This is a genomic window from Flavobacterium sp. CS20, assembly GCF_018080005.1.
Taxonomy (GTDB): domain Bacteria; phylum Bacteroidota; class Bacteroidia; order Flavobacteriales; family Flavobacteriaceae; genus Psychroflexus.
In genome coordinates, this window is the sequence record NZ_CP073015.1 from 1925475 (window position 1) to 1939001 (window position 13527).

Genomic DNA, 13527 nt, shown 5'->3' on the forward strand with positions numbered 1-13527 from the left:
TTTTTTTTCTCTCTTATCGCTTCAACGTAAAATGTGATTTAAAAGTGCTTGGACTACCTGTTGTAGGTTCTATAAACTCTACTCTAAACCAATAATCCTGTGATGGCATGGCTTTGCCGTTAAATGTTCCGTCCCAACCTATTCCGCCAGGACTGAGTTGTTTGAGCAATTTGCCATAGCGGTCAAATATATAAATTTTTGCGTTAGGTTGATTAGATAATCCTGTGATATTCCATGTTTCGTTAAAACCATCTTGATTGGGTGTGAAAAATGGTGGGAAATCTATCGTTGCAAAACTCACTTGTTGCTCTCCACAACCGCCTTCTTCTCTGCCTCTTATTATATGTGTACCTGGGGTTACAGCGTTAAATACCAAGGTGGTTTGTCCTGGCTCTAAACTGATCCATTCTCCATCATCTAACTGGAATTCAAAATTGCCATTACCAACTATATTACTGACCTCTACCACATAACTTTGACTAAATGATGCCGATAACACTGTGACTTCAAAACTCGGTGGATTGCTCTCTATGATTTCTGCACTGCTTGTGCCTACACAACCTGTGGCGTTGTTGGTTACAGTCACGGTGTAAACGCCTGGCTGATCTGCTTCTATACTCGGTGTGGTATCTGGCAATGCTGTGCCTTCAAAAGTCCATTCAAAACTGAAGTTTGCACTGTCTAATCCTGTATCGATTATTGGTGGTGAGTCTGCATTCTCTATCAATTCACCGTCTTGTCCTATACAAACTATCGCACCATCAAATCCACTGATATCTACATTGGGTAAGGCATTAACTATGATATCAAAACTTAAAAAACGACTCGACTCACACAAGGTTTGCGTATTGACCACTTCGGCTATGATTGTCTGTGGCGTTTGACTGGTTTGATAATTCGTTGGGTCGTCTATTGGTGTGGCATTATTAAAGTTCATCATGCCTTCATAATACACTACCATTGTATTGGCTGGTGAACTTGGATTAACCGCTACATCTTGTTGGGTTAAATCTATCGTGGCTACACCAGATGCACCTACGGCATCGGCACAAACCACAATGTCATCTGGGTTAGTATTGGCTATAGCTGGTCTTGGCTGGATTTGCATTTCTACTTGACCGATTCCTGCCGTATTAAAACAGTCTGTTGTGGTGTTTTCTACTCGTATAAATAATATTTCTCCATCGCTAGCTTGATAGCCTGCTGATATTTCATTCACTCCATCTTCGGCATCTTGCTCCGTTAAGTGATAGCTCACTGTAAAATCTTCTATGCTTTGACCTGGCGTGATATTGGGGTCTAAAAGTGGGATGATGACATCACTGTCGCCATTCGTTAAATCCCAAAGGTTGTCCGTGATGTCCTGAGTCGAAAATATGGTTGCTACACCTGGATTGGTATCGTCGTCCTCACACAAAGTGTAAGCAAAAGGATTGCCATTTGGATTGAGCACTGGAGCACGATGCACCACAATCTCAAAGGGAACAATCACAAAACAGAAGTTACCCGCAACGGCATTGTCCACCCTCGCATAAATGATTTGTGTATTGGTCGGATTGCCATTGGCATCGGTTTCGTTTAAACTGGGATCATTCACGTAAGCATCGGGTGTGGTGATTAGGTCTCTTGCATCTTCATTTTCTGCACCACTTTCGTTGAGATAATAACTGATACTGACATTTTCTGATCCAGCTATCAGGTTTCCGCTTTGGGTTAAATCAAATGGTTCTGCGGCTACACCATCATTGTTATCATCGCAGGCTTCTAATCTCAGAGCATCGGGGTCGGTCTCACTTGGACTTGGCAATGGCAACACGCTGATGGTCATAATTACCGTATCAAAGCATTGATTTTCTGTAGCTGTATCAACGACTTTGATGAAAATACTTTGCGGTTGACTCGTGTTGGTATAGTCCGTCGGATCAGTTATCGGGTTGTCATTGTCTAAATCGGCTTGACTTTCATAATAGGTGAATTGTAAGTTGGCTGGAACTACCGGTTGTCCGACTATCTCTGCCTCTTTGACCGTTAAATCAAAACTAATCTGTGGAAATGGATTTTGATTAGCATCATCATCACAAACTTCTAACACACTTGGTGCGGTAATGGCTGGTAATGGTTCTACCGTTAGTGTAAAACTATTATTGGTATCATCTGTAAAGTCAAATAAGTCAACACAGCCTGTTGCCGTATTTTCTATACGCACATATATAATCTGTGGGTTGGTGATATTGGTGTAATTACTCGGTACGGCTATGGCATTGATGCCATCCTCGGCGTCTTGTTGGGTCTCGTGATAGGTGATTTGTATGTTTGTCGGGTCTTGATTGCCGAGAGCTTCTGGAGTGTTTTGGGTTAAATCAAAACTCGCAAAGCCATTTGCAGTCTCATCATCACAGCGTGTTAAGTCTTCTAAGTTTTGTATTTCTGGACTGGGGATTACTATTAAATCTAATGGACGTGTATCATAACAACCTGTACCATCATCGCCGTTTGGCCCTGTGTTTTCTGCTCTGACATAAAGGGTTTGTTGGTTGGGGTTGTTTGTTCCAAAAGGCTGTGTGGTATCAATAGGATTGACGCCTAAGTCGGCATCGGCTTGGGTCAGGTGAAAGGTGATAGTCACCTCGGGTTCATTATTGAGTATGTCTATAATCGCGACTTCTAAATCAAATTCTGCAAAGCCGTCATTGTCTGGATCACAAACCTCTAAAGGCTCTAGCGTTGGTGCCAAACTTGGAATAGGATCCACCACTAAAGTTAAACTGCTAAAGGATTCACAGCCCGTCGTCTGGCTGGTAACCCTCACCTCTATCGTTTGGGGGTTGGTCGTGTTGACATAGCTGTCTATTGGTGTTATCGGATTGTTATTCGCTAAATCTGTTGGGGTCTCAAAAAACTCGACATTGAGTTCGTTATTCCCTTGGGTGATTTCATCGATCTTATCATTTAAGTCAAAGGTCGCGATCTCATCGCTTAAATTCCCGCCGGTCTCATCATCACATACCGCTAGTGGTTCTGCATCTACAATAGCTGGCAATGGCAAAACCTCGATATCAAAAGATTCGATATTAAAGCAATTCTGGGCATTGCTCGTATCGGTGACTCGTATCCAGATCGTTTGAGGACTGCTCGTGTTTTGATAGTTCGTCGGTTGGGCTATCTCATTTTGATCAGTCTCGGCATCAGTTTCATTCAAGTGGTATGTGATATCTAAATTTGTGGGGGCTAAACTGCCTAAGACTTCTGGCTCGACTTGGGTTAAATCGAAAAATAAAAAGCCGTCTGTATTGTCGTCACATACCGATAGAGGATCTTCTATTGGTGTCAGTATTGGGCTATCGACTACTTGCAACTCAAAACTGCTGACCAAGCTACAACTGTTGTTGATGTCTTCGGTTCTAAAATAGATTGTTTGAACACTTTCTACCACATTAGAATAAGGCGAACTCAAGGCTCCAACGTTATTTTCGGCATCTGATTGGGTTAAGTGATAACTGACTAGTACATCTGGATTGCCAAGGCTAATAGTATCGTCTTGGTCGCTTAAATCAAAGTTGTTGAAAAACCCATCGTTGTCATCGTCGCATTCTACAATATTTGGTGGGTTTAAGTCCACTGGAGCCGAATCTGTGACCGATAGCTCAAAACTGGCCAGCTCAAAACAGGTCGGATCGGCTATGTTTTGGACTCTGACCCAGATTGGTTGTGGGTTGCTCGTGTTCTGGTAAGCCGTCGGGTCTGGTATGGGGTTTACGCCGCCGTTGGCGTCGGGTTGGGATTCGTGGTAACTCACCGAATGGGTTGATGGGTCTTGGTTGGAGCCTAATACCACAAAATTGTTTTCAGTGAGGTTGAAAGTGGCTGTACCTGTGCCACTACCGTCGTCGCATAAACCTAAATCGTCGGGTTGTAATATCTCGACTCTAAAAAATTCTACTGTAAAACTTGTTATGCTAAAGCATTCTGAATCGTCAGTGTTTTCTGCTCTTATAAAAATATTTATTTGTTCGTTAAGTGGCTGATAGTTAGCAGGATCTGGTATAGGATTATCTCCTGTATCAGCTTCGGCTTGGGTGTTGTGGTAAGTGAGTTGGGTCTCTGTGGGATTTAAAATACCTAAACTTACAATATCATTTTGGGTTAAATCAAATATTGGTGGTGTTGCAAAATCAAAACATTCTGACAAATCTTCTGGTGCATTGACAAATTCGGGTTGTTCGTTTACAATTAATTCAAAACTTGTTAACTCAAAACACTCCACAGGGTTGTCGTTGTTTTGAACTCTGACCCAGATGGTTTGAGGATTACTTGTATTGGTATAATTGTCTGGATTAGGAATAGGACTACTGCCACCATCAGCATCAGCTTGGCTAATATAATAGCTGATACTGTGTGTTGTAGCGTCTTGATTAGGACCAAAAGTTTCAGCATTTTGCTCCGTTAAATCAAATTCGGCTTGTCCTGTGCTTCCTGTCATCTCACATTTTTCCATATCAGGGACTGGATTGGCTTCTACATCTAATATTTCTATAGTAAAACTATCGGTTGAAAAACAGGTTGTATCGTTTATATTTTCTGCACGGATGAATATCTCTTGCATTTCTACGCCTGGCTCATAAGCTGTCGGGTTGCTTATAGGGTTATCTCCTGAATCTGCATCGCCTTGACTGGTGTGGTAGGTCAATTGTGTGTCTGCTGGGTTTGATATGCCTAAACTACTCACATTGTTTTCGGTTAAATCAAAAGTTTGGGTTAGGGTGAAATCGCCACATTCTGTTAAGTCTTCGGGTGGAATGGTGATTTCGGGGATTTGAAAAACTTCTATTTGGAAAGAACCGATATCAAAACAAGCTACACTTTCAAGATTGTCCTGCAAAGCCCATATAGTTTGAGGGTTAGATAAGTTTTGGTAAGCAGATGGATCAGGAATAGGATTAATCCCGTCAATAGCATCTTGCTGAGACTCATAATAAGAAACTTCAAAATTATTAGGGTCTTCTCCATTGAGCACATTAGTGTCGTTTTGTGTTAAATCAAATGTGGCAATATCTGTTCCTGGAACATCACTACATTGATCTAAATCTTCTAAAGTACCAACATTAGAAGTTGTTACATCTAACTCAAAAGTTCCTGTATCTAAACAATCTGATATAATAGCACTATTAACCGAATAATGAACTGTAAAAGGAATGCTTGGTGGCGTATAACTTTGTGGATTTGGTATAGCATTCGTTCCATCGATTGCATCTTGAGCCGTTTCGTAAAAGGTTACATTATAAGGCTCTGAATTAGGATTGACTATTGCATAATCAGGGAATTCATCAAAGAAAGTCTGCCTGATGTTTTCTAAAATTGGTTCTAAATTAACATTGAGATTATACTCAGGAATACCGTTAAACGGTAAACATAATATTAAATCTAAATTTTGAGTTATGTCTTCATTTTCATCAAATCTTGGTATAAACTCTATATTTGCACAATCTTCAGCACCTCCACAATCTTCAAGGGAATACGTGGGAATCACACAATACTACTTTGTTTCTGTAACATTGAGAGTTGCTCCTGTTTCTCCAGGTATAGGCACGCCATCTTGTGTCCATTGAAAAGTGAAGCCCGTTGGAGGTTGACCATTAAAAACTTCTAGTGTAACCACATCATCTTCACAAGCGACAGTATTGTCTAATACAAGTCTATCATCACCAACATTCGCCCCTAACTCAAAGCTACCTCCTTCTAAAAAAACTGCTGAATTCAAAATTGAGTCCGAAAAATCTGATATGGCTAATTTAATATGGTAAACCTGCCCAGGAATAACATCAGCTTGTGCAGTGAGCACTCTCATTTGACCATCATATTTGTGATAATTTGGTGGTACATTTGCACCATCAAAAAACTGAGGAAAAGCAAATTCTCCAAGAGAACCCGCACCACAACTATCATTAGTATGAACATTTACGGCACTAACAGGTACATTAGTTTCAGGAACTAAAGCGATATTTAATCCTCCTAAATCAAGCGTTAAATCTGGTGTAGAAGGATTGGCGTCGTGATCATAATCATTAGTATTTGAAATACCTGGACCACTTAAAATGAATGCGAATGTATCTGCGTAGGTACATACAAAGCTTAAACTAGGAAAGTTATATTCATCAGATGCAAACAAATAATTAAAAGATATTTGATCCACAAATGGTGTAAAATCAAATTCTATGACCGTAGCATCATTGGTAACACCACCACCAAGCGCACTTAAATCAGGATCACCTGGTCCAAAAGGATTTTCGGAAGGGATACCAGTAGGTATACCACTGACCCCTTCCGAAGCTAAAACTATTCCATCTTCAAAAGGAAAGTTAGAACAGCCTCTATTAAAATATCCGTAGCTGTCAAATCCCGCACTGGATGCTTCTGCACTTAAAGGGGAAATTATATTTTCAACAATAGAACAAGCGCCTTCAATTAAAACACCATTGACAAGCTGGTCTAAAGTAAACTGTGTGTCATCAACTAAAATTAAGTTCTCACCAACAGTTATTGTAAAGGTTAAAGTCTCAAAACAACCAAAACTATCCGTTACTGTTAACTCAATATCAACATCACCAGAGTTTGTGAAAATTTGATCTACGCTCTGACCAGTTAAAACAGCACCTTGAAAATTCCATTCATAAGTTAAGTCGTCAGTAATTCCACTTGAAGTAGTGGCATCTCCTACAAAAGTTATGGGTTGATTGATATTAACAAACTCTTGACCACTATTATCAGTAGAACAAATTGGGCTAATATTGGCGACTTCAGGCGTAATGGTTTGACAAGGTGGACGACAAGAAATGGCCGCTTCCCAACCTGGTGCATTGAAAAATGTGTTAGACGTAAAAACAACCGTTAAACATCCACTTGGGTTAGCATTGGTTGCGACAATTAAATTTAGTTCTGGATTTCCTGCTAGTGTACCAGAAAAAGTTCCTAAAACAGCATTAGGATCTGCAGTATCAGCGTCGTATATAGTCATTTCGTCTACGCCGTCATTGGCTAAGGTAAATGCTGTAAACTCTAAAATGGTTTGCAGGTTTGGACCATCAGGGCAAATGGTGTAAACAAAATTTTCACCTGCTGTATAATTCCCATCTTGCCCACCACTATCAAAGAAATTTCCACTACAGGTGTTTACTACTGGTCCATCACTAATCAAAAAACGCTCTTTACAGGAAATATAGGCACTCCAACCTAAATCAGTGGTAGTGCCGTCTGATATAAACTCAACTGTCAAACAACCCGAAGGACTGCTCTCATTAGCAATGATGGATTGAAGTTCAGGGTTGTTTGCTAAATCGCCTGTAAAAGTTCCGATTTCAAAAGCGGGATCATTAGTATCGGAATCATAAATAATCATCGTATCAACCCCGTCTTGAAGCTGAAACTCTTCAAACTCTAAAACTGAAATATAATCAGGATCATCGGAACAAATGGTATAAACCAAGTTTTCATTGTTAGTATATTCAGCATTTGCACCACCGCTATCGGTAAATAGTCCATCGCAGGTATTCACGGTGTTGTTGCTTATAGGAAATGTGTTTTCTTGGCAATTAATTTCGGCTACCCAACCTAAATCAGTTGTTGAACCATCTGAAATAAATTCAATGGTCAGACATCGCGTGGGATTATTTGCGGTTGCTGCAATCAGTTGAAGTTCAGGATTGTCAGCTAAATTTCCAGTAAACGTTCCAATTTCTGCAAGAGGGTCATTGGTATCAGAGTCGTAAATTATCATTGTATCAGTACCGTTTTGAAGTTGAAACTCCTGAAATTCCAAAATGGTAAATAAATTAGAGGCATCAGGACAAATAGTGTAAATCTGATTTTCGTCATTAGAATAGTTCCCATCTTGCCCACCACTATCAAAGAAATTTCCACTACAGGTGTTTACTACTGGTCCATCACTAATCAAAAAACGCTCTTTACAAGAAATGTAAGCACTCCAACCTATATCTGTAACGCTACCATCTGATATAAATTCAATGGTCAAACAACCCGAAGGACTGTCTTCTGTTGCAATAATGGATTGAAGTTGTGGGTTGTTTGCTAAATCACCCGTAAACGTTCCAATTTCAAAAGCAGGGTCATTGGTATCAGAATCGTAGATAATCATTGTATCAACTCCATCTTGAAGTTGAAACTCTTGAAATTCTAAAACAGAAATAAAATCAGGATCATCAGAGCAAATGGTATAAACAAAGTTTTCGTTGTTGGCATATTCATCATTTGCACCACCAGTATCGGTAAAAAGACCTTCGCAAGTATTGACAGTGCCATTACTTATAGGAAACATATTTTCTTGACACTTAATTTCAGCTACCCAACCCAGGTCGGTTATTGAACCATCTGAGATAAATTCAAAGGTTAGACATCGAGTTGGGTTATTTTCGGATCTTGCAATAAGCTGGAGTTCAGGGTTATCGGCTAAATTACCTGTAAACGTTCCAATTTCAGCAGAGGGTCATTGGTATCAGAATCATAAACAATCAGGGTGTCAAAGCCGTCTTGAAGTTGAAACTCCTTAAATTCTAAAATGGTAAATAAATTAGAGACATCAGGACAAATGGTATAAATAAAATTTTCATTATCAGCGTAAGATCCATTTGTGCCACCAGAATCTGTAAATAAACCTACACATGTATTATCTGTTGTTCCATCTTCAATTGTAAATACATCTCCTTCTCGACAGGATATGCTCGTCGCCCAACCTGTACTGACCGTAGAAGCATTTGAAATAAATTCAATAGTCAAACATCCAATAAAAACATCATTATTTGCGGTGATATATTGCGACTCAGGGTTATCTGCCAAGCCTCCAGTAAAGGTTCCTATCTCTGCAGAGGGTCATTGGTGTCTGAATTATAAATAATCATTGTATCTCCATCGTCTCCAATATCAAATTCAGAAAACTCTAAAACAGAAAATCCAAACTCCTCAGGGCAAATCGTAAATACAAAACTCTCATTATTGTCATAGTCACCATTCAGTCCGCCCGTATCAAAAAAGTTGCCGCTACAAATATCAAACGAAGCATTTTGGATATTGAAATTTTGAGCGTAAGAACTAAAATAACTTAAACAAATGATAAATATGGTGTATATGTATTTCATTCAATTAATTTTGGTTCGTAAATATATATAATTCGTTAATTTTGTGTTATCAAATTCAAAGAAAATTTAAAATATCATGTCCAACCAAATAAAAACTGTTAAAACTTCTGATGAAAGTATCTTAAAATTTGAAGCTAACGACTTCTTAGTTAAGCATAATAGCTTTGAATTCCACAATATAGAAGAAGCTAAAGACTCTGTTTTAGCCCAACAACTCTTTCATTTACCTTTTGTTAAAACGGTTTATATCGCTCAAAATTTTGTTGCGATTCAAAAATACAATATTATAGAATGGGAAGATGTGCAACAAGAGCTCGCTGAACAAATTCAAAATTTTATCAACTCTGATCAAAATATTGTTGTAGAAAAGTCAGAACAACCCAAAAAAATTCCCGTTACAGTTTATGCAGAGAGCACACCAAACCCACATGTAATGAAATTTGTGGCTAACAAAAAATTGGTTTTAAAACCTTTAGAGTTTAAAAGTATTGATGATACTTCAGAAGTGGAACTAGCCCAAAAATTATTTCACTTTCCCTTTGTGAAAGAAGTTTATATGGATGAAAATTTCATTTCTGTTCAAAAATACGATATGGCAGAATGGGATGATATTACCATGAAGTTAAGAGAATTTATTAGATCTTATTTAGAAAAAAATGCAGAGATAGTAAAATCTATTAAATCTAAAAACGTTCAACCTAATGAAAATATTTCAACTCAAACCAATACAACGACAAAAAATCTCCAAGGGATTTCTAAGCAAATTTCAGAAATTTTAGAAGAATATGTCAAACCTGCTGTAGCGAGTGATGGCGGCAATATTGTGTTTCAATCTTATGACGAAGACACCCAAGCCGTCCATGTTATTTTACAAGGTGCTTGTAGTGGTTGCCCTTCTTCAACTATGACTTTGAAAAATGGCATTGAAACCTTGCTTAAAGACATCTTGCCACAACAAGTGAATGAAGTGGTGGCAATAAATGGATAAAGCTGAGCATATTCATTTGCATGCCTTTACAATCTACAAGGGTTTGGTTGTATTGAGTGTTATCAGGTTTAGCACCACTCATCAAAGACAAGTGCCTGCCAAGCAGATAATCAAACACTTATGTTTAACTCAAGTCTTTTGGTGAATGCAAGAATAAACATTCACATCTCAATAAAGTTTATCCTGAAGTATTAAAAGACTCGATGTTTAAACACATAAGACATCATATCTAATGAAATTGGAAATTATATCAAAGAGAAGAAATTTGCTTACGTGTTAAACTTAGTGATTTTAGTTTAAGAAAAAGAAATTGGTTTTTTTAATAAATCAAAGTATTTTTAAGCTTCCTTAACTTCAAATTAAACAAAAGAATATTTAATTTTACCCCAATAATTATCAAACTTAAGCGTTAAATCATAAAACACTCTCATTTTGAACAAACAATATTTGATCATTTCTATTTGCTTTTTAATTACTAATTTTATTAATGCCCAAGACCAAAACATAAATTTTACCAATTCAAAACTTGATAAGGTCGTTTTAAAAGAAATGCAAATCGATACTTTGGTCTGGTATTTTGAAGATTTTAAAGAAAGTATTGTCATTGACTCCTCGTGGCAAAAATTACTATCAAATCAACAATTATTCAAACATCAACAAGACCTTTATGCAAATGAAAACTATATAGAAACTGTTGACTATGAGTTATCAACCGATACTTTGAAGCATCGCTTAAGCTTATTAAATGCCAAAACGCCTTTAGATATTTCTTACAGTAAAGATTTAGAAAGTGTCATTCAATATTATCTCAAACGAGAAAAAGAAAAGACTGAAAAACTGATGCGTTTAAGTCAGTATTATTTTCCGATGTTTGAAAGTGTTTTTGATAAATATAATATTCCTTTAGAAATCAAACACTTAGCTTTAGTAGAATCGGCTTTAAACCCGAGAGCAAAATCTTGGGTAGGTGCAACTGGTTTGTGGCAATTTATGTATTCTACTGGAAAAATGTATAACTTAGAAGTAAGCAGTTATGTTGATGAACGTATGGATCCTGTTAGGTCAACTGAAGCCGCGGCAAAATATCTCAATCACTTATACAATATTTTTGAAGATTGGGATTTGGTACTAGCCGCTTATAATTCTGGTCCTGGCAATGTCAATAAAGCCATTAGACGCAGTGGAGGACAAAAAGATTATTGGTCAATCAGACCTTATTTGCCCAGAGAAACAGCTGGTTATGTGCCTTCTTTTCTGGCGATGCTATATATTTTTGAATATGCTGATGCTCATGACTTTCAGCCTCAATCTTCGCCTATGCCATATTTGGCAACGGATACCATTCAAACTAAAAATTTAATTAAACTCGAACAAGTTGCTGAAATCACCAACACCGATATTGAATTTTTAAAGTTCCTCAACCCAAGTTATAAGTTGGGGATTATACCTTATGAACCTGAGAAAAATTACACCTTAAGATTACCCTATAAAGTCGCTGGCTTGTTTGTCGCCAATGAAGATAAATTTTACGATTATGCTCAAAAAGATATTGCTGCATCAGAAGAAACTTTACCTCAATATTATAAAGTCAGTGACAAAATTAGATACCGTGTCAAACGCGGAGATTATCTCGGCAAAATCGCCAGTCGATATGGTGTGCGAGTAAGCGAAATTAGACGATGGAATGGTATGCGAAACAACAGAATAAATATTGGTGATAGACTCACCATTTATCCTCGAAAGGCTAACTATACACAATCACCTAAACGTAAAATAAAAAACGATAAAAAAGACCATCAATTATCGAAAAATCAAAAAATTTATGTGGTCAAACCAGGAGATTCTTTGTGGAGTATCTCCAAAAAATTTGAAGGTTTGAGTGTTGAAGATCTCAAAAAAATAAATAATATCAATAATACAACTTTAAAACCTGGAATGACTTTAAAGCTGAAGTCTTAGTTCTAACTAAAAATGGTTTTTTGCCACAAATGAACTGATAATTTCAACACACATTTGTACTTCTGCTACCTAAAAAACGAAAGCAACTACAAATCATTCAAATTTTAAAAAATTCCTTTCAATTCTTCTAATACAATTTCCCCATTAGAAATATTAAGTCCTTTTTTTAGACGTGAATCTTTTTCAATTGCCTTTTCCCACCCCAAATCGGCTATAGATTTCACATATGGAAAAGTGACGTTTGTTAATGCCAAAGTAGAAGTATAAGGTACAGCACCAGGCATATTGGTCACACAATAATGCAAAACTTCATCGACGATATAAGTAGGGTTTTCATGGGTTGTAGGTTTTGTCGTTTCAAAACAACCTCCTTGGTCAACAGCCACATCTACCATAACTGTTCCGTGTTGCATGTCTTTAAGCATATCCCTTTTAATGAGTTTTGGGGCTTTGGCACCTGCTATCAGCACCGCTCCAATAATCAAGTCTGCATCTTTGATGTGTTTTCTGATATTGTATTCATTAGAAAATTCGGTAATGACGTGTGGTGGCATAATATCATTAACATATCTTAAGCGTTTCATATTAATGTCCATCATCACCACACTGGCACCAAGACCTCTTGCCATTTTTGCGACTTGAACGCCAACAACGCCTGCACCGATAACTAAAACTTTTCCAGGTGGAACTCCAGGTACACCACCCAATAAAATTCCCCTACCTTTAATGGGTTTTTCTAAAAATTTTGCACCTTGTTGAGTTGCCATCCGTCCTGCAATTTCTGACATTGGCGTTAGCAATGGTAAGTCGCCATCGTCGTCTTGAACCGTTTCATAAGCTAAACAAACCGCTTTAGATTTTAGCATTGCTTTGGTTAGTGACTGACTTGAAGCAAAATGGAAATACGTAAATACAATTTGATTGCACTTTACCAAATCGTATTCTTTTTCAATAGGTTCTTTCACTTTGACAATCATTTCAGCGATGTCATAAACAGATTCAATGGAATCTAAAATTTGAGCACCAGCATTTTTATAATCGTTGTTGGTAAAACCGCTTGCTAAACCTGCATGAGATTGCACATAAACCATGTGCTTAGCTTTGACGAGTTCAAAAACACCAGCTGGTGTGACGGAAACTCGACTTTCATTGTTTTTAATTTCAGTAGGAACGCCTATAATCATAGTGGGTAGTTTTTAGTTGATAGTTAGTAGTAAGCATTTGTTAATTTAAAAAAATTAGTATTGATTTTGTGAGGGTAAATATATTTAAAACATATTTATAATTGAATAAACCCTATATAATTTTAGGGGGAAAATTAATTAATAAGATAAATAGGGTTGACTCCTTTTTTAAAATGGTGTTATGTGTTTTAATAGTCTTGATTTCAAAACCATTCACAACTTAAATTCAAAAGACTGCCTGCCTAGCCGA

7 protein-coding genes are annotated in these 13527 nt (G+C 37.5%); 2 read left to right on the forward strand and 5 right to left on the reverse strand.

The features are described 5' to 3' along the window. Positions 1 to 13: 13 nt before the first annotated feature. The 4 genes from IGB25_RS09100 to IGB25_RS09115 form a co-directional block, all read right to left on the reverse strand. Positions 14 to 5527, reverse strand: coding sequence for a T9SS type B sorting domain-containing protein (locus IGB25_RS09100; protein ID WP_211064738.1), 5514 nt, complete (start codon positions 5525 to 5527; stop codon positions 14 to 16). A 6-nt stretch (positions 5528 to 5533) separates the two neighbouring features. Continuing rightward, positions 5534 to 8329, reverse strand: a complete 2796-nt coding sequence (locus tag IGB25_RS09105; RefSeq protein ID WP_211064739.1) for a choice-of-anchor L domain-containing protein — start codon at positions 8327 to 8329, stop codon at positions 5534 to 5536. Positions 8330 to 8460: 131 nt separating this feature from the next. After that, positions 8461 to 8847: a hypothetical protein gene (locus tag IGB25_RS09110; protein WP_211064740.1), complete on the reverse strand. Its 387-nt coding sequence runs from the start codon at positions 8845 to 8847 to the stop codon at positions 8461 to 8463. Between the two features lie 17 nt (positions 8848 to 8864). Then, on the reverse strand, positions 8865 to 9146 hold the full coding sequence (locus IGB25_RS09115) for a hypothetical protein (protein WP_211064741.1): 282 nt from the start codon (positions 9144 to 9146) through the stop codon (positions 8865 to 8867). Positions 9147 to 9222: 76 nt separating this feature from the next. On the opposite strand from IGB25_RS09115, the gene IGB25_RS09120 reads away from it, so the two are divergent. Together IGB25_RS09120 and IGB25_RS09125 are read left to right on the forward strand one after the other, a co-directional pair. After that, on the forward strand, positions 9223 to 10134 hold the full coding sequence (locus tag IGB25_RS09120; protein ID WP_211064742.1) for a NifU family protein: 912 nt from the start codon (positions 9223 to 9225) through the stop codon (positions 10132 to 10134). Positions 10135 to 10566: 432 nt separating this feature from the next. Next, positions 10567 to 12093, forward strand: a complete 1527-nt coding sequence (locus IGB25_RS09125; RefSeq protein WP_247653469.1) for a lytic transglycosylase domain-containing protein — start codon at positions 10567 to 10569, stop codon at positions 12091 to 12093. Between the two features lie 104 nt (positions 12094 to 12197). Here IGB25_RS09125 and ald read toward each other — a convergent pair whose 3' ends face one another. After that, positions 12198 to 13277, reverse strand: coding sequence for an alanine dehydrogenase (gene ald, locus IGB25_RS09130; RefSeq protein ID WP_211064743.1), 1080 nt, complete (start codon positions 13275 to 13277; stop codon positions 12198 to 12200). Positions 13278 to 13527: the final 250 nt, after the last annotated feature.